We start from the raw sequence: 24388 nt of genomic DNA, 5'->3' as shown, positions 1-24388 counted from the left end.
GTTCAGTCCACCGGCACCGAATGCAGGATCGCCTTCGCCAACGATGCGTCGCTGCCCGCCTGCGCATCGGCGACCAGGCGATGCGCCGCCACCGGTCCGAACAAGGCCTGCACGTCTTCGGGCAGGACATGCGTGCGTCCCAGCAGCAGCGCGTACGCCCGCGCGGCGCGCAGCAGCGCGAGCCCCGCGCGCGGGGACAGGCCGACGCGCACGCCCGGATGCTTGCGGCTGCGCGCGAGCAGCGCCTGCACGTAGGCGATCAGCGCCTCGCTCGCATGCACGTCCTGCACGGCGCGCCGGGCCGCCAGCACGTCCGCGGTGCCGAGCAGGGGCATCGTCTGTGCGATCAAGTCGCGGCGGTCGACGCCGGCAAGCAGGTCGCGCTCCGCCGCTTCACCTGGATAGCCCAGGGCCAGCCGCAGCAGGAAACGATCCAGTTGCGAATCGGGGAGGGGATAGGTGCCGGCCAGGTCCACCGGATTCTGGGTGGCGATGACGAAGAACGGATCCGGCAAAGTGTGCGTGGTTCCGTCGATCGTGACCTGGTGTTCGGCCATCGCTTCGAGCAATGCGCTTTGCGTACGCGGCGGCGCGCGGTTGATCTCGTCGGCCAACAAGACCTGGGCGAACACCGGGCCGGGGTGGAACTGGAAACCGCGTGTTTGCGGGTCGAACACGGAAACGCCCACCACGTCGGCGGGCAGCAGGTCGGAAGTGAACTGCACGCGCTGGAAGTCCAGCCCCAAGGTCGTCGCCATCGCCCGGGCCAGGGTTGTCTTGCCGAGGCCGGGCAGGTCTTCGATCAACAGGTGGCCGCCGGCAAGCAGCGCGACGAAGGAAAGGCGCACTTCATGCGCCTTGCCCAGGACGAGTGCATTGACCTGCGATTGCGCGCGTTCGAGGGTGGTGCGCAAGGCATCGGTTAGCATGTTCGCCGCGGTCGGGGATGCCGCCATTTCGAAGTCTCCTCACCAGTGTCGGCAGTGTAGCGGGGTTGTTCTCCTTCCATGCGTGTTGAAGCGATGCAAGCCGGGCCAGGTCCTGGGCCGGTACGAAGCGGCTTCTGGCTGCTGTGGGCAGTCATCCTCCTGGCGAAGCTGGCGATTGCCGCGCGACTGCCGCTGTTCGTCGATGAAGCCTTCTACTGGCAGGAAGGACACCACATCGCCGCCGCGTATTCGGATCTGCCCGGGATGACGGCTTGGCTGGCGCGTCTGGGCGTGGCCCTCGGCGGCGAGCATTCGTTTGCATTGCGTGCGCCGTTCCTTTTCATCGCCGCGCTGGTGCCGCTGCTGGTGGTGCGGATCGCGACCAGGGAGTTCGGCGAACGCTCGGGCTGGCAGGCAGGATGCTTTGCGTTGTTGCTGCCGCTCGCAGGCACGCTGGGGCTGCTCGCGTTGCCCGATGCCATGATGGCGCTGGCGACCCTGCTTTGCATCGATGCGGGCGCGCGCCTGTTGCGCCAAGTGGATGCGAGCGCCGCGCTGGAACTCGCGCTGGGGCTGATGTTGGGGGCGTTGAGCCACTACCGTTTCATAGCCGTGATCGGCGTGGGATTTCTCGCGTTGCTGCTCTTGCCCGACGGGCGCCGTCTCCTGCGCGACGTGCGTGTATGGACGGCGATCGCGCTTGGCGCCTCGGCATGGGTGCCGCTGCTCGCCTGGAACCTCGACAACGCCGACGCCGGGCTCCGCTTCCAGTTGGTCGACCGGCATCCCTGGGCATTCCATGCCGATGGAATCCTGTTCCTCGCGGTGCAGGCGCTCTTGGTGACGCCGCTGTTGTTCGCCGCGTTGCTGCTTTCAGGCTGGCGCGGACGCCAGGGCGCGTTGCCGGCGGCCCGGTACTTCGCCTACCTGGGCGGATTCGTCGTGCTCGGCTTCTTCGTGCTTGGCTTTTTTGCCGACACCGAGCGTGTCAGCTTCCACTGGCCCCTGCCGGGGTATCTCGCGCTGCTGCCGCTGTTGCCGTCCGTGCTGTCACGCTGGCCGCGCTGGCTGCGCCTGGCCACGTGGGGCCTGGCTGGTGTCGGACTCGCTGCGATGCTGGCGTTCTATGCAGCCGTCTCAATGCCGCAGGTGCGCGTGCTGAGCGCCGCCGAGAAGTTCTATCCCGCGAACTTCGCCGGGTGGGGCGACCTGGCCGATGCAACGCGCCTGCGGCTCGAACGAATGCCAGGTGGCACGGCGATCCTGGCTGACAGCTTCAAGGTGGGCGCGGAACTGGGCTTCGCGCTTGGCAACCCGGACATTGCGGTGCTGGACCATCCGGTCAACCACAAGCACGGTCGGGCGCCGCAACTGCGCTTGTGGGGACTGCAGCACGCAGCACCACGCGACTGGTCCAGGCATCCCGCCCTGCTGGTCGTGGGCATCAGCGAGGTTCCTTACAAGGACCTGCTGCGTCGTTACCACGCACTGTGCGACATGGTCGGGCCGCTTCCGCCGCCGCAGGTCCTGAACGTCGACCACGGCCGCCAGCGCTTCGCGTTGTTTGCGCTCGATGCGCGGCGCACGGGGCCCTGCACCACCCCGGCGATGGCCTGGATCGATGCGCCTTCCGCCAATGCCGAAGTCGGTGGCGTGTTCGAGTTGCGCGGCTGGGCGTTCAAGGACGGCGTCGGGCTGGCGCGGGTCGAGATCCTGTTCGATGGGCACCGGGTCGCAGACGCGGACTACGGCCTGCCTTACGAGGGGCTGCAGACCAACTGGCCGGGCAGCAACGATCCACAGCATCCCAATGTAGGTTTCCGCGCCCACGTCGATCTGCGCGCGTTGGGTCCGGCGTCCGGCCGCCACTGGCTCGGGTTGCGGCTGCACGGCCTGGATGGAAGCGTGGAGGACTGGTCCGATCAGCCCATCCGGATCCGCTAGACGTCGTGGTCTTCGACGCCTGTTCTTCAGGGCAGGGTGAACCCAGCTTCGCGTAGCAGGCGCGCCGTGGCGATCAACGGCAGGCCGATCAGGCCCGTAGGGTCGGTCGATCGAATGGCATCGAACAGGGTGATGCCCAGTCCTTCCGACTTGAAACTTCCGGCGCAGTCCATCGGCTGTTCTGCATCGACGTAGCGTTCGATTTCGGCCAGGGAAAGCCCGCGGAACTGCACCGTCGTCGTATCCATGGCAATGCGCGGCATCTCGCCATGGCGCTGGACGCAGACCGCGGTCCGGAAGTGTACTTCCCGTCCGGACATGGCCCCCAGCTGCGCGATTGCGCCCTCGCGCGTGCCTGGTTTACCCAGTGCCCGGTCCCCCAGTTCGGCTACCTGGTCGGACCCGATCACGAATGCGCCCGGTTCGCGCGCGGCGATGGCCCGGGCCTTGCTGATCGCCAGGCGTTCGGCGAGGTAGGTCGGGATCTCTCCCGGCAGGGGCTTTTCATCGACTTCCGGGCGGGCGACGTCGAATGGCAGCCTCAGCCGCCCCAGCAACTCCCGCCGGTAGACCGAGGTGGACGCAAGAATCAGGCGCTGCATGGGGTCAGATCTGGGCCGCGCGGGCGCGGGCAATCTTGGCGAGCTGGGCTTCGATCCGGCCCCGGGCGGCGTCGATCGAACTGCGGACCTCGGCCAGTTGGGTAAGGCTGGCCTCGCGGCCGTGGTCGCGCAGCCACAGGCGCTGGCGCAGCATCTCCCGCATTGCCTCCCCGACCGGGTCCGGGCCCTGTTCACCCGCGACGGCTTCGATTTCGGCCCGCGCGGCGCGCAGCTTGGCCTCGAGGGCGTCGGCGGCGTCGAGCAACTCACGGACCGCGCGGGCGCGCCGGCCGGGCCCCAGTTGCCGGAGCAGGACGGCTACCAGAATCGCGGCGCCTGCCGCGACCAGGATCCAGATCAGTACGGGCAGAGTCACGGCACCGGCTGCGAAACAAGGGGGTTGCAGTCTGAACCGCCGGGCCCGGTCCGCACAATCGCCTCCGTTCGGTCTGCAAAACCCCGCCGCCACAAGGACTTGCGGTTTGACACGAGGGTGCCGCGACCTCTAACATCCCGCGTCTTATGTCAGCTGGCACGCCATCCGAACGGGTTCCCGAGTTTCTGGACGCCTGGCGAATGGTGGCGGCGCGGCGCGGAGTCCAAGGACGCCTGCCGCTGTCGGCGCTGACACGGCTGGAGGGCAGCCTGCTCGACACCCAAGGTGACGTGCGATTCGCGCTCGATTTCGATCGCGATTCGTTGCAGGTCCCTTATGTCGAACTGCGCATCGACGCCGAGCTGCCGCTGGAATGCCAGCGCAGCCTGGAGCGGTTCATCCTGCCGGTGACGATCGTGCAGCGGCTCGGTCTCATCCGCGACGAAGCGGAGGAAGCCGCGCTGCCGCCAGGTTACGAACCGCTGCTGGTGCCAGAAGGTGGCGAGCTGCGGACGGCCGAGCTGGTGGAGGATGAACTCATCCTCGCCGTGCCGGTGGTGCCGGTGAAGCCCGGCGGCGAGGCGGTGGAGCGCGACTGGCCCGCCACGCAGGTTGAACAAGAGCGCGCAAATCCATTTGCCGCGCTGTCGGCATTGAAGTCGAAACCGAACAAATAACCAGCTTTATCTAGCAAATTTTTCTGGAGCAAGACCATGGCAGTTCAGAAGTCCCGCGTCACCCCGTCCAAGCGTGGCATGCGCCGTGCGCACGACGCGCTGTCGCCCAAGCAGCTGGCCACCGACCCGACCACGGGCGAGACCCATCTGCGCCACCACGTCACCGCCGACGGCTACTATCGCGGCAAGAAGGTGATCGACACCAAGTCGAAGGTCGCCGACGAAGAATGATCATCCCGGCGCCTCGCGCCGGAGTGATTGCCGCAGTTGGAACGGCCGCTGTGCGGCCGTACGACGCCGGCGGCGAGGCGGGCGCGTAGGCGCCCGTTCGCGTTCGTGCAGATGGTTGTGAAACGGGCGCTCTGTGCGCCCGTTTGCATTTGTGCAATGCGCCAAGGGTCGCCCAAGCGAGTAGCATTCAGCCTTTGCCGTCCGGTCGCCCGGGCGGCCAGCTTCCGCCGGCCGACATGGACTCCGTTCCGTCGCCACCCCACGATGAGAAAGGCATGACCCAGCAAGTGTTCTCGCGTATCGCAGGAACCGGCAGCTATCTGCCGGAAAAGGTGCTCACCAATGACGACCTGTCGAAGATCGTCGACACCAGCGACGAGTGGATCGCCGCCCGAACCGGGATCCGCGAGCGCCACATCGCTGCGGAGGGCGAAACCACCAGCGACCTGGGCTTCCATGCCGCGACGCGCGCGCTCGAGGCCGCTGGGGTGGATGCCAAGGAACTCGACCTCATCGTGGTCGGTACCACGACGCCGGACCTGATCTTTCCCTCCACCGCCTGCCTGATCCAGCACCGTCTCGGCGCCGATGGCTGCCCGGCGTTCGACGTCAACGCCGCGTGCTCGGGGTTTGTCTATGCGCTCACGGTAGCCGACAAGTTCATCCGTTCCGGCGCGGCCAGGACCGCGCTGGTCATCGGCGCGGAAACCCTCACCCGCATGGTCGACTGGAGCGACCGCACCACGTGCGTGCTGTTCGGCGACGGTGCCGGTGCGGTAGTGCTCAAGGCCGACACCGAGACCGGCATCCTCAGCACGCACATGCACGCCGACGGCGGCAAGAAGGAACTGCTGTGGAATCCGGTCGGCGTGTCGGTCGGCTTCAAGCCCGGCGAGGACAACGCAGGCGTGCGCATCCACATGAGCGGCAACGATGTCTTCAAGCACGCCGTGAAGGCGCTCGACTCGGTGGTCGAGGAAACCCTGGATGCCAACGGGCTGGATCGCCACGACATCGACTGGCTGATCCCGCACCAGGCCAATCTGCGCATCATCGAGGCCACCGCCAAGCGCCTGGACATGCCGATGGACCGGGTGATCGTCACCGTCGACAAGCATGGCAACACGTCATCGGGTTCGGTGCCGCTGGCGCTTGATGAAGCCGTACGTTCGGGCAAGGTCCAGCGCGGCCAACTGGTGCTCCTGGAAGCCTTCGGCGGCGGCTTCACCTGGGGCTCGGCGCTGCTTCGCTACTGAGTAACGGCCGCGGAGTAGACTCCGCGGCCGCCGCTGCATACGCACTGGTACAGACGGATGATCAGGTTCGCCCGTATCATGCCGCCTCTTTTTTGAAGGGAACCCGCCGTGACGGAGCCTTCTGTGCAACTCGCATTCGTGTTTCCCGGCCAGGGATCGCAGTCGCTGGGCATGCTCGGCGACTTCGCCGGGGCGCACGCCGTGGTCCGCGAAACGTTCGCCGAAGCCAGCGAAGGCGCCGGTGTCGACCTGTGGACGCTGTCCCAGGACGGACCCGAAGAACAGCTCAACCGCACCGAGTTCACCCAGCCGGTGCTTTTGGCTGCCGGCGTGGCGGTATGGCGTGCCTGGCAGAAGCAGGGCGGCGCACAACCGTCGGTGCTGGCGGGTCACAGCCTGGGTGAATACACCGCGCTCGTCGCTGCCGGGGCGCTGTCGCTGAGCGACGGCGCGCGCCTGGTGCGACTGCGCGGCCAGTTGATGCAGGACGCGGCGCCGGCGGGTACCGGCGCCATGGCGGCCGTTCTCGGCGCCGACGACGAGCTCGTGCTGGAAGTGTGCAAGGCCGCTTCCGCCGACGAGATCGTCGTGCCCGCCAACTTCAATTCGCCCGGCCAGATCGTCATCGGCGGCCACGCCGCCGCCGTCGACAAGGCCCTCGCCATGCTAGGCGAGCGCGGCGTGCGCAAGGCAGTCAAGCTTGCGGTGAGCGTACCGTCGCACACGCCCATGATGCGCGAAGCCGCGAACCGCCTGGCCGAGGCCATGAACGACCTGCGCTGGCACGAGCCAAGGCTCCCGGTCGTGCAGAACGTCGACGCCGAAGTGCACCAGGGCATCGAATCGATCCGCGGCGCGCTCGTGCGCCAGTTGTATCTGCCCGTGCAGTGGACCGGTTGCGTGCACGCGCTCGCGGCGCGCGGCATCATCCGCATTGCCGAGTGCGGCCCCGGCAAGGTGCTCGCCGGACTGGTCAAGCGCATCGAAAAGTCGATCGACGCACGTGCGATTGGCGCCACCGCAGAATTCGAATCGGCCCTCACGGAGTGGAAGGCATGAGCAATCTCCCCTTGTCTGGTGAAATCGCATTGGTCACCGGCGCCAGCCGGGGCATCGGCGCGGCGATCGCCGACGAACTCGCGGCGCTGGGCGCGACGGTCATCGGTACCGCGACGTCGGAGTCCGGCGCCAAGGCGATCGGCGATCGCCTTGCCGCGCACGGCGGCCACGGCCGCGTACTGAACGTGAGCGAGGCCGAATCGATCGATGCCCTGATCGAAGGCATCGCCAAGGAAATCGGCGCGATCTCGATCCTGGTCAACAACGCCGGCATCACCCGCGACAACCTGCTGATGCGCATGAAGGACGAGGACTGGCAGGCCATCCTCGATACCAATCTCACCAGCGTCTACCGGACCTCGAAGGCGGTGATGCGTTCGATGATGAAGGCGCGCAAGGGCCGCATCATCAACATTGCTTCGGTCGTCGGCGTTACCGGCAACGCCGGACAGACCAACTACGCCGCGGCCAAGGCCGGCATCATCGCCTTCAGCAAGTCGCTGGCGAAGGAAATTGGCTCCCGCGGCGTGACGGTGAATGTCGTGGCGCCGGGCTACATCGCCACCGACATGACCAAGGATCTGCCGGAGGACGCCAAGCAGGCGCTGATGGGACAGATCGCCCTCGGACGCCTCGGCGAACCCGCCGACATCGCCCGCGCGGTCGCCTTCCTCGCGAGCCCGGCGGCCGCGTACATCACCGGTGAGACCCTGCACGTGAACGGCGGCATGTACATGCCTTGAGATTGGCTTCCACCGGTTACCAGTGCGTCCGTAACCGGTTGAAGCGAAAGGGTTTTCGTGACTTCCGCGAATGCCCGTGATTCCTTTAGACTATTCCATCGAATTTCCCGATCCCGGGAGGAGTGAGACCCAATGAGCAGCATCGAAGAGCGCGTCAAGAAGATCGTCGTCGAACAACTCGGCGTGAAGGAAGAGGAAGTCACCAACAACGCTTCGTTCGTCGACGACCTCGGCGCGGACTCGCTCGACACCGTCGAGCTGGTGATGGCCCTCGAAGAAGAGTTCGAGTGCGAAATCCCGGACGAGGAAGCCGAGAAGATCACCTCGGTGCAGCAGGCCATCGACTACATCAAGGCGCACGTCAAGGCCTGATGTGTCGCGGGGCCCGGTCATCCGGGCTCCAGCGGCGAGTCGCATCGATCCTCGATGGCGAGCCGCGAAATCCATGCCGGGGCCGCTTCTGCGGCCCCGTGTTTTTGGTAGCAGGTTCCAACAGGATCCTGCGCGGCGGATTTCACGATCCGCGGCGCTTGTATCCGCCATTCTGCCGGCGTAGGTCCGGTGCAGCGTTCGGAGTGTTTCATGTCGAAAAGGCGCGTAGTTGTCACTGGTCTGGGCACCGTTTCGCCGCTGGGTAACGACCTGGCGACGACGTGGGACGGCATCGTCAATGGCCGTTCCGGCATTGGCCCGATCACCCACTTCGATCCGGCGCCGTTCACCACGCGCATCGCCGGCTTGGTGAAGGACTTCGACGTCACCAAGTGGGTCAATCCGAAGGACGCCCGCAAGATGGATGAGTTCATCCACTACGGTGTCGCGGCATCGCTGATGGCGCTCGAGGATGCGGGCTTCAAGATCGACGACTCGAATGCCGAGCGCACCGGTGCGCTGATCGGATCGGGCATCGGCGGGCTGCTCGGGATCGAGGAGCAGACGATCAAGTACCACGAAGGCGGCGTGCGCAAGATTTCGCCGTTCTACGTGCCCAGCACCATCATCAACATGCTGCCCGGCCAGGTGTCGTTGCTCACCGGCGCCAAGGGCCCGAATTTCTCCGCCGTGTCGGCCTGCGCCACATCGAACCATTCGATCGGCATGGCCATGCGCATGATCCAGTACGGCGACGCCGACGTGATGATCGCCGGCGGTGCCGAGCGCGGTTCCTCGCCGACATCGGTGGGCGGCTTCTGCTCGATGAAGGCCATGTCCACGCGCAACGACGAGCCGACCAAGGCGTCGCGCCCGTGGGACCAGGATCGTGACGGTTTCGTGCTGGGCGACGGCGCCGGCATCCTGATCCTGGAAGAGTACGAATACGCCAAGGCCCGCGGCGCGCGCATCTATTGCGAACTGGCCGGCTTCGGCGCGTCGTCGGACGCCTTCCATATGACCGCGCCGAGCGAAAACGGCGAAGGTCCGGCGCGCTGCATGGTCGCGGCGATGAAGGACGCGGGCGTGAGCCCGGAACAGATCGGTTACCTCAACGCGCACGGCACTTCCACGCCGCTGGGCGATCTCGCCGAGACCCTGTCGATCAAGCGAGCCCTCGGCGACCATGCCTACAAGACGATGATTTCCTCCACCAAGTCGATGACCGGCCACCTGCTGGGCGCCGCAGGCGGTGTCGAGGCGATCTTCACTGTGCTGGCCCTGCACCACGGCATCATCCCGCCCACGATCAACCTCGATAACCCGGGCGAGGGCTGCGATCTCGACTACGTGCCGCATACGGCGCGACAGGCGAAAGTCGACGTCGCGGTGTCGAACGGCTTCGGCTTCGGCGGCACCAACGGCAGCCTCGTGTTCAAGCGCCTCTGAGGCGCCGGTCCCCCGCCAAGGCAAGTCGCGATCCCCGCCACGGCGGGGATCTTTTTTTGGGTACTTCCGTTCCAGACGCTGTCTAATACCGCCATGTTGCTGACCCGCTCCCTGACGCAGCCGATCGACCTGCTGGCGCTGCAGCGCCTCGCGCCATTGCGCTACCCGCTGCTGCTTGAATCCAGTGCCCATGGCACCGCACAGGGGCGCTGGGACCTGCTGCTGGCGGCCAACGGCGAATGCCTACGCCTGGATCGCGATGGCGCCACCCGCGATCAGGATGGCCGTGAAAGAGGGCGCGATTTCCTGGCCGCGCTCGATGCCGAGTGGACATCGCAACGCATCGGCCGCGACGAGCCCCGGTGGCCGTTCCGTGGTGGCTGGGCGCTGCTGCTGGGCTACGAACTGGCGGCGCAGATCGAGCCGGTACTGCACTTGCCGCCTGCGCCCGGTGGGTTGCCGGTCGCGTTGGCGCTGCGCTGTCCCGCGGCAGTGCTGCGCGATCACGCTACGGGCGAGTGCGTCGTCGTGGCCGAGCCATCGGCGGCGTCGATGTTCGATGCCATCACGGGCGACATCGAGAAGGCCCGGGAGCTGTCGGCGCTGCCGAACTGGGAGGCGCCATCGATGGTCGAGGAAGACGAGCCGCGCCGCTACGTCGACGGCGTCCGCCGCGTGCTCGACTACCTGGCCGCGGGCGACGTCTTCCAGGTGAATCTGTCGCGCGGCTGGCGGGCGCGATTCCAGCGCCCGCTGGACCCTGCGGCCTTGTTCCAGCGCTTGCGCGAGAACAATCCCGCGCCCTTCGCCGGCGTATTCGCGCAGGCCGATTGGGCGGTCGTGAGTTCTTCGCCCGAACGCCTGGTGTCCGTGCGGGGCGAGCTTGTCGAAACCCGTCCCATCGCCGGGACACGCGCAAGGTTCGATGGGGACGATGATGCCGAACGCATCCGCGAACTGGTCGGACACCCGAAAGAGCGCGCCGAACACGTGATGCTCATTGACCTGGAGCGCAACGACCTTGGACGCGTGTGCGCGGCTGGCAGCGTCGAAGTCGATGAGCTGATGACCGTGGAGAGCTACGCGCACGTGCACCACATCGTCAGCAACGTGCGCGGCCGGCTGCGTGCGGATGTGACTCCGGGCGACGTCATCCGGGCCGTCTTTCCCGGTGGCACGATCACCGGCTGCCCGAAGGTGCGTTGCATGCAGATCATCGCGGAGCTGGAAAGCGTCGGTCGCGGCGCCTACACCGGAGCGATGGGCTGGTTGAACCGCGACGGCGACCTCGACCTCAACATCCTGATCCGCAGCGCGGAGGTGGAGGGCCACGAGGTGCGCTTCCGCACCGGGGCGGGCATCGTCGCCGATTCGGACGCGCAGCGCGAGCTGGAAGAGACCCGCGCCAAGGCCCGCGGGATGGCGCGCGCACTGGGGACCGACGGGTGAATGCTCGGATCTTCTCCGGCGATACCCAAGTCGACAACGTCGCGGCGGATGATCGCGGCCTCGCCTACGGCGACGGCCTGTTCGAAACCATGCGCGCCGCGCGTGGCGACGTTCCGTGGTGGAAACTGCACTGGCGTCGGCTGCAGGAAGGCGCGCGGCGGCTGGGGATCGCGTTGCCGGACATCGAGCACGCCCGTAGGGAAGCGCAGGCGCTCCTCGCCGGCGATGACGCCGTGCTCAAGCTACTCGTCACCCGGGGACGCGGAGGGCGCGGCTATGCACCGCAGGCCGACGCCAAACCGACCTGGGTGCTGTCCCGGCATCCGCTTCCGCCCAAGGTGCCCGAGGAAGGCATCGCGGTGCGCTGGTGCGGGACCCGGCTGTCCGTGCAGCCGGCGCTGGCGGGCCTCAAACACTGCAATCGCCTCGAGCAGGTGTTGGCGCGCGGCGAGTGGTACGACCCGCAGGCCGTCGATCGCGATGCTTTCGAAGGTTTGATGTGCAGCACCGAAGGTGATGTGGTCTGCGCCACCGCGGCGAACCTGTTCGTGCTGCAGCAGGGCCGCTGGCGCACGCCGCGCGTCGACCGCTGCGGCGTGGCGGGCATTTGCCGGGAGTGGCTGCTGGACGAACTCGGCGCAGACACGTGCCGGCTCGATGTGACCGATGTCGAAGCCGCCGATGCGGTTTTCCTGTGCAATGCGGTGCGCGGTATCCTGCCGGTGACCAGGCTTGGCGAGCGGCGGTGGGCGGCGGATCCGCGGATCACCGCGATTCGAGAACGCCTGCGAGCAGCCAATCCGGCCTTCAATCCCAACCCGGAGTCGACGTGAGTCGCAAGCCCAAGCGCCGCTTTGGCGGATTGTTCCTCCTGTTGCTTCTCGTGGCTGCCGGCACCGGTTACTGGGCCTGGCAGCGCTATGCCGGGTTTGCTTACCGGCCCATGCCGGGCATCGCGGAGGGTGCTTCGGTCATCGTCGAATCGGGCGACTCGCTCCCGATCGTCCTGCGCAAGCTCCGCGATACGGGCGTCGATACCGGTGATTCGCTGCAATGGCGGGTCCTCGCCCGGCAGTTGCATGCGGCGGGCAAGCTGCAGGTCGGGGAATATCCGCTCGACCCGAACACCACGCCTCGCGAGTTGCTGATCGCCATGCGCGACGGCAAGGTCACCCAGCGCCGCTTCACCATCGTCGAGGGCTGGAACATCCGCGAGCTGCGCGCGGCCCTCGCGCGGGCCAAACCGCTCCGGCAGGAAGCAGCGCAGTTGGACGATACGGCACTGATGAAGGCGCTCGACCATCCCGGGGAGCATCCGGAGGGACGGTTCCTGCCCGAGACCTACTTGTACACGGCCGGCGACAGCGACCTCGACATCTTGCGCCGCGCGCACGAGGCGATGGACAAGGCGCTGGCGGAGGCATGGGAGCAACGGCACAAGGACAGCATGCTGAAGACGCCGGATGAAATGCTCACGCTGGCCTCGATCGTGGAGAAGGAAACCGGCATCGCCTCGGAGCGCCCGCAGATCGCGGGACTGTTCGAGCGCCGGCTCAGGATCGGCATGCGCCTGCAGACCGATCCCACGGTGATCTATGGCATGGGCTCGGCCTACAACGGCAATATCCGCAAGAGTGACCTGCTCGCCGACACGCCGTACAACACCTACACGCGCGCCGGCTTGCCGCCCACCCCGATCGCGATGCCGGGCAAGGATGCGCTGGCGGCGGTGGCGAATCCCGCGGCGGGCGATGCCTTGTATTTCGTGGCGGTCGGCGATGGCAGCGGACGGCACCTCTTCGCGCGCACGCTCGACGAGCACCAGGCGAACGTCGGTCGTTACCTGAAGAATTACCGCGCGCAGCAGGGCGTTTCCGCGCCCGCGACGGAGAAGCAATGACGTTGCAGACCCAGGCCCGCTTCATCACGATCGAGGGCGGCGAGGGGGCCGGCAAGTCCACTGTGCTGTCGGCGCTGCGCGAATTCCTGCTGGCGCGCGGATATGAAGTGGTCTCCACGCGCGAACCTGGCGGTACGCCGTTGGCGGAACAGATCCGCGGCCTGCTCCTGGACACGCACCACGAACCACCGGCTGCGGAAACGGAGCTGCTGCTGGTGTTCGCCGCACGCGCCCAGCACGTGCGCGAAGTGATCCTGCCGGCGCTGCAGCGTGGTGCCTGGGTCATCAGCGATCGCTTCACCGACTCGAGCTATGCCTACCAGGGCGCCGGCCGTGCGCTCGATCCCGCGTTCATCGCCGAACTCGAGCGCCGCGTGGTCGGCATCGCGCCGGCCATGACCTTGCTGCTGGACATCGGCGTGGCGCACGGACGCGATCGGGCGCGCAGTCGTGATCTGCAGCCGGACCGGATCGAACGCGAGCAGGACCAGTTCTTCGAGCGCGTGCGCGAAGGCTTTCTTGCCCGCGCCAAGTCGGAGCCCCAGCGGTTTCGCATCGTCGACGCCACCCAGTCCGCGCAAGCGGTCGCGCGGCAGGCGGTGTCGCACCTGCACGCTCTGGTGGATGCATGAGCACGCGGGCCTCCGACCGCTTCGCGCCCTGGCAGCAGCAGATCTATGCCCAGGCGGCGGCCGCGCTGGATGCGGGGCGCCTGGGCCATGCGTTGTTGTTCGCCGGCCCGGCCCGGCTCGGCAAGCGCGCGGTCGCCCAGCGACTCGCACAACGACTGCTGTGCCAACAGCGCCTCGCCGACGGCGAACCCTGCGGTCACTGCCGTGGCTGCCATCTGCTGGAAGCAGGTACGCACCCGGACTTCCAGTTGATCTCCTTCGTACCGAACAAAGAAGGCACGCGGCTCCGGACTGAAATCGTCATCGAACAGATCCGGGAACTGTCCGGTCGCCTGGCGCTCACGCCGCAGTACGGCGGGGCGCAGATCGCCATCATCGATCCGGCGGAGGCGATCAACCATGCCGCCAGCAATGCCCTGCTCAAGACCTTGGAGGAACCGGTTGCGGGCCGCTACCTGTGGCTGGTGAGTGCGCATCCCGCGCGCCTGTCGGCGACGATCCGCAGCCGCTGCCAGAAGCTCGAGTTCCGCCTGCCTCCGGCAGAGGACGCCTTCGCCTGGCTGCGCCAGCAGGGCCACACGGATGCTGCCGCGCGCGAGGCCCTGGAAGCGGCTCGCGGCCATCCTGGCCTCGCGCACGAGTGGCTCCAGGGCAATGGGCTGGCCCTGCGGCGTGAAGTCGCGGGAGATCTGGCCAAGCTGGCGCGGGGTGACGCGAATGTCGCCGAGACCGCGCAGCGCTGGGTTGCCGACGACGATCTCGACCTGAGGCTGCGCCATGCCGCGGACCTGGCCTTGGCCGAGGCCGGGCGCTTGACCGAGCCGGCCCAAGCGCGCAGGCTGGCCGAGTGGTTCGATCGGGCCAACCTGGTGCGCGACCTGACGCGAACCACGGTGCGCGCCGATCTGGCCGTAGTCGAATTGTTGCTCGCCTGGCGCGGTAGTGCAGTCGCCGCCAAGGCAGCCGGAGGTGCCGGGAGATGAGTGGTATGACAGGAGCAGGTGGTGCGCGGCAGGGCATCCTCTCGCACGCGATCAAGGACAAGGCGGCGCTCTACAGCGCCTACATGCCGTTCCTGAAATCCGGGGGCATCTTCGTCACTACGACCAAGCGCTACTTCCTCGGCGACGAGGTCTTCCTGCTTCTCACCCTGCCTGAATCCAGCGAGCGCCTGCCCGTGGCGGGCAAGGTCGTGTGGGTGACGCCGCCCGGGGCGCAGGGCAACCGGCCGGCAGGTATCGGGGTGCAGTTCCCGGAGACCGCCGAAGGCGAAACCGTCAAGGGCAAGATCGAGGCCCTGTTGGCCGGCACGCTGACCGCGGAGCGGCCCACCCACACCATGTGAGGTGCGTGGAGCCTCGTTCGGGCTCGGCGAAAAACCCATTCAGCATGCAGGGCCGACGCTGGTGTCGGCCCTTTTGATGTGCGCGTTCCAACCTGGTCAGAGGCTTTCCCAACCCGGTCGCGGCGCAAATCGATCGCCATGCCGGGCCTGCAAGGCCTTGAGCTTCTCCAGCAGCCTCTGTGCACCTGATTCGCGGATGTACTGGATGGGGCCGCCACGGAATGGCGCGAAGCCGGTGCCGAAGATCACGCCGGCATCAAGCAGGTCGGCGTCGGTCACGACGCCGTCGTGCAGGCAGGCGACGGCTTCGTTGAGCAGGGGCAGGATCAGGCGGTCCTCGAGATCCTCGGGCGCCCTGTAATCCTTGGGCAATTCGGGCTTCTGGGGCTTGCCGTCTACCCACTTGTACAGGCCCTGGCCGTCCTTCTTGCCGCGCTTGCCGGCTTCCGGTGGCGCGGAGAGCGCAGCGGGAATCGGCAGTCCGAGGAACGGCGCGAGTTCGGCGCCGACGCCGGCGGCAACGTCGAGCCCAACCGTGTCGATCAGCTCGATCGGGCCCATCGGCATGCCGAATTTCACCGCCGCCTTGTCGATGGCTGCGCCGGGAATGCCTTCGGCAAACGCGGTGGCGGCTTCAAGCATGTACGGGAACAGCACGCGGTTGACGAGGAAGCCCGGCGTACCCGCAACCGGCACCGGCAACTTGTCGATCGCCTTGCAGAACGCGGCCAGGCGCTGGCCGGTCTCCGGCGCCATTCGGTCGTGGTGGATGATTTCCACCAGCGGCATCAGGGCCACGGGATTGAAGTAGTGCAGGCCGGCGAACTGCGCGGGGCGTGCAATGTGTTCGCGCAGTTCCGACAGCGGTATCGACGAGGTGTTGGTGGTCAACAGCGCATCGGGCTTCATGCGTGGTTCGACGGCGGCATAGAGGTCCCGCTTGGCTTCGGGCTTTTCGATGATCGCCTCGATCACCAGGTCGGCCTGGGCCGCGCCATCGCCGGCGAGATCCCCTCTGAGACGGGCCGCCACGGTGGCGCGCTTGGCTTCCTCCTTCACCTTCTTGCTGAACAGCTCGGCCGAGCGGGTGAGTGCGGCATCGATGAAGCGCTGCTCGCGATCGCTCAACGTCACCTCGAAGCCGCGATAGGCAGACCACGCGGCGATGTCGCCGCCCATCACGCCCGCCCCGACCACGTGCACGTGCCGGATGCCGTGGTCCTTGCCGCCGCTGGCCTTCAGGCGCTCCTGCAGGAAGAAGACGCGGATCAGGTTGCGCGCGGTCGGCGTGGACGACAGTTTCACCACCGCCTTGCGCTCGGCCGAAAGCAGCGATTGCACGCCACCGCCGGCGCGCTGCCAGCTGGAAATCAGCGCGTAGGGCGCGGGGTAGTGCTCCTTGCGGGCCTTGCGCGCGACCTGCTTGACCAGCATCGGCGCCAGCAATTGGCGTGCCGGCCAGGTGTTGGTCGCCCAGGCCATCAAGCGCTGCTTGAACGGCCGCTGCGTGCCACGCAGCGCGAGCCTGGCCGCTTCTTCAACCAGCGACGCCGGATCGACCACTTTGTCGACCAGCCCAATCGCGCGCGCGGCCGACGCCGACAGCGAACGCCCCGTCAGCATCATGTCGAACGCCGCAGGCGCGCCGACCAGGCGCGGCAGGCGCACGCTACCGCCCCAGCCCGGGAAAATGCCCAGCTTCACTTCGGGCAGGCCGATGCGCGTGGAGGGGTCGCTGCTGGCGACGCGATAGCGACAGGCGAGCGAAAGTTCGGTGCCGCCGCCCATGCAGAAGCCGTGGATAGTGGCGACGGTGGGGAAGGGCAGCTCGGCGACGCGCTGGAAGACCTGCTGGCCGCGGCGGATGGCGTCGTTGACGTTGCCCTTGGCGTCGAACTCGGCGAATTCCTTGATGTCGGCGCCAGCGATGAAGCCGGAAGTCTTGGCGGAGCGGATCACCATGCCCTTTGGCGGATCCAGCGCCAGGCGCTCGAGTACGCCGTCGAGCTCGATCAGCACTTCCTGCGCGAACGTGTTCACGGAGGTTCCGGCGCGATCGAACGACAGGACCACGACGCCGTCGTCGCGCTGTTCCAGTTTCCAGTGCTGCAAGCGAAGACCGTCGAGGCCAGCGATCATGCGGGACCATCCTTTCCAGATGAGGGGGGCGGTGGGTTGCACCGGACTGCCGGCGCCGCGGCCGGTCGATGGCCCTATGATCCAGAGCTTGTTTCGACGCCGTCAAACCGTATGGTCGAACCATGACAGATGGCGCTTGCAGCGTATGGTCTGTATCCCCACCAATGTAGCCATGAATGAACTTTCGCCCGGAAGGGCTGTCCCACGGTTCGGCCTCGCCGAGCTGACAGGAGTGCCGGCGCAGTGATGGCCGAAAAATCGTTGACCCCGGAAACCGACCTGGACCAGGAGCTGGTCCGGCGCGTGCAGCGTGGCGACGGTGCTGCGTTCGATGCCTTGGTGCGCAAGTACCAGCACCGGATCGTGGCGCTGATCGGGCGCTACGTCGCCGATTGGAGCGAATGCCAGGACGTGGCGCAGGAGACATTCATCCGTGCCTACCGCGCGCTGCCCAACTTCCGTGGCGACTCACAGTTTTATACGTGGCTGCACCGGATCGCCGTGAACACCGCCAAGAACCATCTTGTCGCCCAGAACCGCAGGCCGCCCACCGACGATGTCGACGCGGGTGATGCCGAGCAGTACGACTCCGGCACGCGCCTGCGCGAAACGGCGACGCCGGAGCATGAACTGTTACGCCAGGAAATCGAACTTACCGTGATGCGCGCGGTCGAAGCCCTGCCCGAGGAGCTCCGCACGGCGATCAACCTGCGCGAGGTCGAGGGACTGAGTTACGAGGAGATTGCGGCCAGGATGGATTGCCCGATAGGCACCGTGCGTTCCCGGATCTTCCGGGCGCGCGAGGCCATCGACACCGAATTGCGACCCTTGCTGGACCACGACGCGAACCTTCGGGAGCGTGCGCACCGATGACGACCGGTTCTTCCAAATCCAACCACCATTCGCTGCACCCTCGCGACGACCGCGAGGCACTGAGTGCGCTCTTCGATGGAGCGTTGCCTGCCGATGCCGCGCGCTTCGCGCTCAAGCGCCTCGACCACGACGTCGAGTGGCGGGAAGCCTGCGGTCGATGGCAAATGATCGGCGATACCCTTCGCGGCGAAAGGGCAGTGCTTGCGCCAGCGCATTTCGCAGCGGGCGTGCGGCATGCATTGGCGTCGCAGATGCAGGCAGCAGGCGCAGTTGCGCCAGCCGCGTCGACCATGGCGTCGGTACCGCCGGATCGTTCGCGCCGTCGCTGGCTCGGTGGCGCCGCGCTGGCGGCGTCGGTCGCCGTCGCCGCGGTGCTCGTGGTGCGTCCCATTTCCCAATCTCCGACATCGACGCCGGATGGCCGTATCGCCACGGAAGTCGCGTCGCCTTCTTCCACGCCGGGCGCCGCCGCGGTGCCTGCTGCAGCGACGGCCGTCGCAACGGCGCCGGCGTCGGCGTCGGCCGGCGCCGCGGATGCCACGCCTAGGGGTAGTGACGCCCCTGCGGAGCGCATCGCGCGTGCCGCACCGCGAGCCGCGCGTGGCCCGGCATCGACGCGCACGACCGGGGGCGCGCTGCCGACCGCGGTGGCGTCCGTGGCGCCGTCTGGCGCCACCCGACAGCCCTTCCATCCGCCCGCGGACGACGTAGTAACGCGCCCATGGCCCCGTTCGGTGTTGTCCGGCGAGGCGGGAGGGGGCGCGCTCACGGTGGGTTTCTCGCCCGAGTCGGCGGCCGCCTCCCCGTTGTACCCCTTCGAACCGCGCCTGCAGGAAAGCCCGCCGACCAGGCCGCAACCGGCCGACCCGCAGCGCTGACCGCTGGCATCGTCCGATCCGGAGCGCGGCCCGGCCGCGCCCCAGTCCCACCGCAACCAAGACACCATGCCCATGAACCGACCGCTTCGCTCCCTGGCTGTGCTCGGCGTCATCGCCGCCACGCTCCCTGCTGCCTGTACCGCCCAGCCCCCCGCGGCAGGCGGGTCGATCGCCCCCGCGGCCGCACAGACCGTGCCCGCGGCGCCCATCGTCACGGGGCTGCCGGATTTCACCAATCTGGTCCAGCAAGTCGGGCCGGCTGTGGTCAACGTCAGTGCCGAAGTCGGCTCGAGGCGGGTCGCGCGTACGCAGAACGGTCCGGATGACGACCAGATCCCCGAATTCTTCCGTCGCATGTTGCCGCCGGGAATGTTCGAGGGTCCGGAAGGCCCGCAGATGCCGCAGGCGCCGCGAGGCTTCTCGATGGGGACCGGCTTCCTGATCTCCAACGACGGTTACGTGCTGACCAACCACCACGTGGTGGAGGGCGCGGATACGGTTACGGTGAAGCTGTCCGACCGCCGTGAATTCAAGGCCAAGGTCGTCGGCAGCGACCAGCAGTCGGACGTCGCCCTGCTCAAGATCGAAGGCCGCGACCTGCCCGCGCTGCGGGTCGGCGATTCCGCGCACCTCAAGCCGGGCCAGTGGGTGGTCGCGATCGGGTCGCCATTCGGGCTCGACCAGTCTGTGACCGCCGGCATCGTGAGCGCCGTGGGCCGGGCAAATCCTTATGCCGACCAGCGCTACGTACCTTTCATCCAGACCGACGTGGCGATCAACCGCGGTAATTCCGGGGGGCCGCTGCTCAACACCTCCGGCGAGGTGGTGGGGATCAATTCGCAGATCTTCAGCAACTCCGGCGGCTACATGGGCGTCAGCTTCGCCATTCCGATCGACGTGGCGATGAGCGCAGCCGAACAGATCAAGAAGAACGGCAAGGTCAGCCGCGGCCAGCTGGGTGTGCAGGTACAGGCGATTTCCGCGGACGACGCGCGCGGTCTCGGGCTGCCCGACTCCAGCGGCGCGCTGGTGTCCGTGGTGATGCCCGGCAGCGCGGCAGCCAGGGCGGGCATCGAGCGCGCCGACGTGATCCGCTCGGTCAACGGGCGTCCGGTCAATGTTTCCAGCGACCTGCCGCCGCTGATCGGTGGACTCGCGCCCGGGTCGAAGGTGCGCCTCGGAATCCTGCGGGAGGGCAAGTCGCGCCAGGTCGAGGTCACCCTGGACACGCTCAACGAAAGCCTGGCCGGCGGTGCAATCGACCAGTCGGGCGGGGACGACGAGGCGGAGGCGCCCGCCGCTTCCAGCCGAGGAAACCCGCTGGGCTTGGTGGGGCGCGACCTGGCGTCGGCCGAACGCCAGCAGCTTGGGCTGCAGGCCAACGAAGGCGTGCGCCTGGCAAGGGTGGGCAATGCCGCGGCCGAGGCCGGGCTGCAAGCGGGCGATGTGATCCTGTCCGTGGGCCGCACGAGCGTGGGCACGGCAGCCGCGCTGGACCGTGCCCTGGCCGGTGTGAAGGACGGCCAGACCGTGATGCTGCTGGTCCGTCGCGGCAACGCTACCCAGTTCATCGCGGTAACCGCGGGCGAAGGCTCCGAAGCGGGCTGAGCCAGGCCGGGCGCGGTTTCGTCTGCGCCCGCCCGCAGGGCGGGCGCAGTCGCGTATGCGATAATCGCGCGTTAATTTCTTCGAGACGGCACGAAGCCGCCCGCATGCAGCTCATCCGCAATTTCTCCATCATCGCCCACGTCGACCACGGCAAGTCGACGCTGGCCGATCGCATCATCCAGCTCTGCGGTGGCCTCGAAGCCCGCGAAATGGAAGCGCAGGTGCTCGACTCCAATCCGATCGAGCGCGAGCGCGGCATCACCATCAAGGCCCAGTCCGTTTCGCTGCCGTACAAGGCGAAGGACGGCAATACCTACCAGCTCAACTTCATCGATACCCCTGGCCACGTCGACTTCAGCTATGAAGTCAGCCGCTCCCTGGCAGCCTGCGAAGGCGCCTTGCTGGTGGTCGACGCAGCCCAGGGCGTGGAAGCCCAGTCCGTCGCCAACTGCTACACCGCGGTGGAGCAGGGCCTGGAAGTCGTTCCGGTGCTTAACAAGATCGACCTGCCCACCGCCGACGTCGAGCGCGCCAAGGCCGAGATCGAAGCAGTGATCGGGATCGACGCGGAGGACGCGGTCGCCATCAGCGCCAAGACCGGCCTCAACGTCGAGCTGGTACTGGAAGCCATCGTCCATCGCATCCCGCCGCCGAAGCCGCGCGACACCGACAAGCTGCAGGCGCTGATCATCGACTCGTGGTTCGACAACTACCTCGGCGTGGTCTCGCTGGTGCGCGTCATGCAAGGCGAGATCACCCCGGGCAGCAAGATCCTGGTGATGTCGACCGGGCGTACCCACCAGGTCGACCAGGTCGGCGTCTTCACCCCCAAGCGCAAGGTGCTTGCCAAGCTCGGCGCCGGCGAGGTGGGCTGGATCAACGCCTCGATCAAGGACGTGCATGGCGCGCCCGTTGGCGACACGCTGACGCTCGCAAGCGATCCGGCGCCCAAGCCCCTGCCGGGCTTCCAGGAAATGCAGCCGCGCGTGTTCGCCGGCCTGTTCCCGGTCGATGCCGAGGACTATCCGGCCCTACGCGAAGCGCTGGAAAAGCTGCGCCTAAACGATGCCGCGCTGCGATTCGAGCCGGAAAGCTCCGAGGCGATGGGCTTCGGTTTCCGCTGCGGCTTCCTCGGCATGCTGCACATGGAGATCGTGCAAGAGCGCCTGGAGCGGGAGTACAACCTCAATTTGATCTCCACCGCGCCCACGGTGGTCTACGAAGTCCTCAAGACCGACGGCACCATCATCCCGATGGACAACCCGGCCAAGCTGCCGCCGGTGAACATGGTCGAAGAGGTCCGCGAGCCGATCATCCGCGCGAACATCCTCACTCCGCCGGACTACATCGGCAACGTCATCAAGCTGTGCGAGGAAAAGCGCGGCGTGCAGATCGGCATCCAGTACCTGGCCAGCCAGGTGCAGATCAGCTACGAGCTGCCGATGGCCGAAGTGGTGCTGGACTTCTTCGACAAGCTCAAGTCGGTGTCGCGCGGTTATGCCTCGCTCGATTACCACTTCCTGCGCTTCGAGCCGGGACCGTTCGTGCGCGTGGACACGCTCATCAACGGCGACAAGGTCGACGCGCTGAGCATCATCGTCCACCGCAGCCACGCGGATCGTCGCGGCCGCGAACTGTGCGAGAAGATGAAGGACCTGATCCCGCGCCAGATGTTCGACGTGGCGATCCAGGCCGCGATCGGCTCGCAGATCATCGCCCGCAGCACGGTCAAGGCCATGCGCAAGAACGTGCTCGCCAAGTGCTACGGCGGCGACATCAGCCGCAAGAAGAAGCTCCTCGAGAAGCAGAAGGAAGGCAAGAAGCGGATGAAGCAGGTGGGCCGCGTCGAGATCCCGCAGGAAGCCTTCCTCGCCGTGCTGCAGGTGGACAGCAAGTGACCCGGTCGTCCGCGCGGAACGGAATCCGCCGCGTCGCCGATCGTTTGTCGTGACGACGGGTCCTTCGCTACGCTCGGCCTTCGTCGCGTACCCCGGGGCCAGCCCCGAACTCCCAACCCGGCTCCGAAGGAGCAAGCATGAAGTGGTTTGAGATCATCCTCGTCATCCTGACCCTGTTCACGGGCGTGGTCTGGTTGCTGGACAAGCTGTTCCTCGCCAAGCGCCGCGCTTCTGCAGCGGGGTTGCTGGACGAGGGGGAAGAACCCGTCGTGGTCGACTACTCGAAGGCGTTCTTCCCGGTGCTGGCGGTGGTGTTGATCCTGCGCAGCTTCGTCGCCGAACCGTTCCGGATCCCCTCGAATTCGATGATGCCCACGCTGTTGACCGGCGACTTCATCCTGGTCAACAAGTTCGCCTACGGCTTGCGCCTGCCGATCACCAACAAGAAGTTCTTCGACGTTGGCGAGCCCAAGCGCGGCGACGTGGTCGTGTTCCATTTCCCGGGCCATACGCCTGACGATCCCAACAAGGGCGTCGACTTCATCAAGCGGGTGATTGGCCTTCCCGGCGACCGCATCGGTTACCACGACAACCAGGTCACGGTGAACGGCACGCCCTTGAGCTACGAGGAGATCGGTACCTACCAGGGCACCGGCCAAGGGGCGGAGATGACGGGCTTCCTCGAGTTGCGTGAGAATCTCCCAGGCCGGCCCCACGCCGTCCTGGAATCCGCGGCTTCGCCGTTCGTCAATCCAGGGGAGGGCGACTGGGAAGTGCCGCAGGGGCATTATTTCGTGATGGGAGACAACCGCAAGAACAGCGACGACAGCCGATACTGGGGCGTCCTGCCGGAGAGTCAGCTGCGCGGCAAGGCATTCCTGATCTGGATGAGCTGGGATGGCGGCCTCGAATATCGGCGAATCGGCACCAGCATCCGTTGAAGTCGCGTTATCGATAACTGGGGAGAGTCGGATGAAGCGCAAGCAGCAAGGCATGACCCTGATCGGGTTCATCATTTCAATGGCCGTGGCCGGTGTGTTCATTTACGTGGGCATGCAGCTGTTCCCGATGTACAGCGAGTTTTTCTCGGTCAAGAAGTCGCTGGCGAGCCTGGCCAACGAGCCGGGTATCGCCGAGGAAAGCCCCGAGAAGATCAAGGACAAGTTCTTCAAGCGCATGTACATCAACTACTCCGAAGAGCACGTAAAGCCGGAGCACGTGAAGATCGTCCGTCGCGAAAGCGGCTGGATGATGACCGTTGATTACGAGGTCCGCCGGCCGGTGATCGCCAACCTCGACGTCGTCGGCAAGTTCCATGCGCAGCAGGAGCTCAGCCGCCACCTCGCGGGCGACTGATTGAGCATCGGAATCACCCACCGCTTCTCGCATCAGGAGCTGTTGACCCAGTCCCTGACCCACAGAAGTGCAGGCGCTCCCCACAACGAGCGCCTGGAATTCCTCGGCGACGCCCTGGTCAACCTGATCGTTGCCGAGGCGCTGTACCAGCATTGGCCGCAGGCCGACGAAGGCGCCCTGACCCGCGCACGCGCCGAATTGGTGCGCGAATCCGCGCTTGCGACGATCGCCAGGCAGTTGGACCTGGGCTCGAAACTCATCCTCGGTCCGGGTGAGATGAAATCCGGTGGGCATCGCCGCGATTCGATACTCGCCGACGCTCTGGAGGCCCTGGTCGCGGCGATCTACGTCGACGCCGGCTTCGAGACCTGTCGTTCCGTGGTGATGCCGTGGTTCCAGGCGCCGATGGAAGCCCTGCCGCCGCCGCACAAGGTCGGCAAGGATGCAAAGACGCGCCTGCAGGAATGGCTGCAAGGCAAGCAGAAGCCACTGCCGGTCTACGTCCTGGTCTCCGAGAGCGGCGAGGAGCACGCCAAGACCTTCCACGTCACCTGCACGCTGCAGCATCCGGAGCTGGTGACGGATGGTGCGGGCGCGTCGCGTCGCGCGGCCGAGCAGATTGCGGCCGAAGCGGCCTTGCAGGCGTTGGGCGCCGGCTGATTCCGCTTCGAG

Annotated in this window: 25 protein-coding genes; 21 read left to right on the top strand and 4 right to left on the bottom strand. The window is 66.9% G+C overall.

The genetic code is table 11. From position 1 onward, the window contains the following. Window positions 1–2: 2 nt before the first annotated feature. Window positions 3–956 carry an AAA family ATPase gene (locus BP05_RS09760; protein WP_496362875.1) on the bottom strand — a complete coding sequence of 318 codons (954 nt, stop codon included), beginning with the start codon at window positions 954–956 and terminating at the stop codon, window positions 3–5. A 66-nt stretch (window positions 957–1022) separates the two neighbouring features. On the opposite strand from BP05_RS09760, the gene BP05_RS09755 reads away from it, so the two are divergent. Beyond that, window positions 1023–2873 carry an ArnT family glycosyltransferase gene (locus BP05_RS09755; protein WP_496362873.1) on the top strand — a complete coding sequence of 617 codons (1851 nt, stop codon included), beginning with the start codon at window positions 1023–1025 and terminating at the stop codon, window positions 2871–2873. Window positions 2874–2899: 26 nt separating this feature from the next. Here the strand turns inward: BP05_RS09755 and BP05_RS09750 are convergent, their stop codons facing one another. Together BP05_RS09750 and BP05_RS09745 are read right to left on the bottom strand one after the other, a co-directional pair. Further along, window positions 2900–3475: a Maf family protein gene (locus BP05_RS09750; protein WP_496362871.1), complete on the bottom strand. Its 576-nt coding sequence runs from the start codon at window positions 3473–3475 to the stop codon at window positions 2900–2902. A gap of 4 nt (window positions 3476–3479) precedes the next feature. Beyond that, entirely contained in the window at window positions 3480–3851 is a 372-nt protein-coding gene (locus tag BP05_RS09745; protein WP_496362869.1) for a hypothetical protein, read from the bottom strand. Between the two features lie 146 nt (window positions 3852–3997). On the opposite strand from BP05_RS09745, the gene BP05_RS09740 reads away from it, so the two are divergent. From BP05_RS09740 to BP05_RS09680, 13 genes are all read left to right on the top strand, one after another. Beyond that, complete coding sequence (locus tag BP05_RS09740) at window positions 3998–4528, top strand: YceD family protein (protein WP_496362867.1); 531 nt, start codon at window positions 3998–4000, stop codon at window positions 4526–4528. Window positions 4529–4564: 36 nt separating this feature from the next. Continuing rightward, the gene (gene rpmF, locus BP05_RS09735) at window positions 4565–4759 is read left to right on the top strand and encodes a 50S ribosomal protein L32 (RefSeq protein ID WP_496362865.1); all 195 of its coding nucleotides are present in this window, start codon (window positions 4565–4567) and stop codon (window positions 4757–4759) included. A gap of 275 nt (window positions 4760–5034) precedes the next feature. After that, window positions 5035–6015: a beta-ketoacyl-ACP synthase III gene (locus tag BP05_RS09730; protein WP_496362863.1), complete on the top strand. Its 981-nt coding sequence runs from the start codon at window positions 5035–5037 to the stop codon at window positions 6013–6015. A gap of 123 nt (window positions 6016–6138) precedes the next feature. Continuing rightward, the gene (gene fabD, locus BP05_RS09725; protein WP_496363154.1) at window positions 6139–7074 is read left to right on the top strand and encodes an ACP S-malonyltransferase; all 936 of its coding nucleotides are present in this window, start codon (window positions 6139–6141) and stop codon (window positions 7072–7074) included. After that, the gene (gene fabG, locus BP05_RS09720) at window positions 7071–7817 is read left to right on the top strand and encodes a 3-oxoacyl-ACP reductase FabG (protein ID WP_496362861.1); all 747 of its coding nucleotides are present in this window, start codon (window positions 7071–7073) and stop codon (window positions 7815–7817) included. Before fabD ends, fabG begins: the two co-directional genes overlap by 4 nt. A 132-nt stretch (window positions 7818–7949) precedes the next feature. Next, complete coding sequence (gene acpP, locus BP05_RS09715) at window positions 7950–8189, top strand: acyl carrier protein (protein WP_200613703.1); 240 nt, start codon at window positions 7950–7952, stop codon at window positions 8187–8189. Window positions 8190–8399: 210 nt separating this feature from the next. Next, window positions 8400–9638: a beta-ketoacyl-ACP synthase II gene (gene fabF, locus BP05_RS09710; protein WP_496362858.1), complete on the top strand. Its 1239-nt coding sequence runs from the start codon at window positions 8400–8402 to the stop codon at window positions 9636–9638. A 93-nt stretch (window positions 9639–9731) separates the two neighbouring features. After that, window positions 9732–11087 carry an aminodeoxychorismate synthase component I gene (locus BP05_RS09705; RefSeq protein WP_496362856.1) on the top strand — a complete coding sequence of 452 codons (1356 nt, stop codon included), beginning with the start codon at window positions 9732–9734 and terminating at the stop codon, window positions 11085–11087. Continuing rightward, complete coding sequence (gene pabC, locus BP05_RS09700; protein WP_496362854.1) at window positions 11084–11920, top strand: aminodeoxychorismate lyase; 837 nt, start codon at window positions 11084–11086, stop codon at window positions 11918–11920. The genes BP05_RS09705 and pabC overlap by 4 nt, the downstream gene beginning before the upstream one ends. Beyond that, window positions 11917–12987 (top strand): endolytic transglycosylase MltG, encoded by a 1071-nt coding sequence (gene mltG / locus BP05_RS09695; protein ID WP_496362852.1) that lies wholly within the window; start codon window positions 11917–11919, stop codon window positions 12985–12987. The genes pabC and mltG overlap by 4 nt, the downstream gene beginning before the upstream one ends. Next, window positions 12984–13619: a dTMP kinase gene (tmk, locus tag BP05_RS09690; RefSeq protein WP_496362850.1), complete on the top strand. Its 636-nt coding sequence runs from the start codon at window positions 12984–12986 to the stop codon at window positions 13617–13619. Before mltG ends, tmk begins: the two co-directional genes overlap by 4 nt. After that, on the top strand, window positions 13616–14602 hold the full coding sequence (locus tag BP05_RS09685) for a DNA polymerase III subunit delta' (RefSeq protein ID WP_496362848.1): 987 nt from the start codon (window positions 13616–13618) through the stop codon (window positions 14600–14602). The genes tmk and BP05_RS09685 overlap by 4 nt, the downstream gene beginning before the upstream one ends. Then, window positions 14599–14964 (top strand): PilZ domain-containing protein, encoded by a 366-nt coding sequence (locus BP05_RS09680; protein WP_496362846.1) that lies wholly within the window; start codon window positions 14599–14601, stop codon window positions 14962–14964. The genes BP05_RS09685 and BP05_RS09680 overlap by 4 nt, the downstream gene beginning before the upstream one ends. 96 nt (window positions 14965–15060) lie before the next feature. Here BP05_RS09680 and BP05_RS09675 read toward each other — a convergent pair whose 3' ends face one another. Continuing rightward, window positions 15061–17103 carry a 3-hydroxyacyl-CoA dehydrogenase NAD-binding domain-containing protein gene (locus BP05_RS09675; protein ID WP_496362844.1) on the bottom strand — a complete coding sequence of 681 codons (2043 nt, stop codon included), beginning with the start codon at window positions 17101–17103 and terminating at the stop codon, window positions 15061–15063. A 246-nt stretch (window positions 17104–17349) separates the two neighbouring features. Between BP05_RS09675 and rpoE the strand changes: the two genes are divergently transcribed. From rpoE to rnc, 7 genes are all read left to right on the top strand, one after another. After that, window positions 17350–17976, top strand: a complete 627-nt coding sequence (gene rpoE / locus BP05_RS09670) for an RNA polymerase sigma factor RpoE (protein ID WP_496362842.1) — start codon at window positions 17350–17352, stop codon at window positions 17974–17976. Further along, a complete protein-coding gene (locus BP05_RS09665) occupies window positions 17973–18854 on the top strand; it encodes a sigma-E factor negative regulatory protein (RefSeq protein WP_496362840.1) in 882 nt (293 codons plus the stop codon). The genes rpoE and BP05_RS09665 overlap by 4 nt, the downstream gene beginning before the upstream one ends. A gap of 72 nt (window positions 18855–18926) precedes the next feature. Next, window positions 18927–20462, top strand: a complete 1536-nt coding sequence (locus BP05_RS09660) for a DegQ family serine endoprotease (protein ID WP_496362838.1) — start codon at window positions 18927–18929, stop codon at window positions 20460–20462. Window positions 20463–20566: 104 nt separating this feature from the next. Next, window positions 20567–22360 (top strand): translation elongation factor 4, encoded by a 1794-nt coding sequence (lepA, locus tag BP05_RS09655; protein ID WP_496362836.1) that lies wholly within the window; start codon window positions 20567–20569, stop codon window positions 22358–22360. Between the two features lie 137 nt (window positions 22361–22497). After that, window positions 22498–23301, top strand: a complete 804-nt coding sequence (gene lepB / locus BP05_RS09650) for a signal peptidase I (RefSeq protein ID WP_496362834.1) — start codon at window positions 22498–22500, stop codon at window positions 23299–23301. A 31-nt stretch (window positions 23302–23332) separates the two neighbouring features. Further along, window positions 23333–23716 (top strand): DUF4845 domain-containing protein, encoded by a 384-nt coding sequence (locus tag BP05_RS09645; protein WP_496362832.1) that lies wholly within the window; start codon window positions 23333–23335, stop codon window positions 23714–23716. Next, the gene (rnc, locus tag BP05_RS09640) at window positions 23717–24376 is read left to right on the top strand and encodes a ribonuclease III (RefSeq protein ID WP_496362830.1); all 660 of its coding nucleotides are present in this window, start codon (window positions 23717–23719) and stop codon (window positions 24374–24376) included. Window positions 24377–24388 lie beyond the last annotated feature (12 nt).

The sequence above is a fragment of the Lysobacter oryzae DSM 21044 genome (assembly GCF_059568595.1).
The sequence above is the reverse complement of the archived record's forward strand: the minus strand, read 5'-3'. Positions and strand labels throughout refer to the sequence as shown.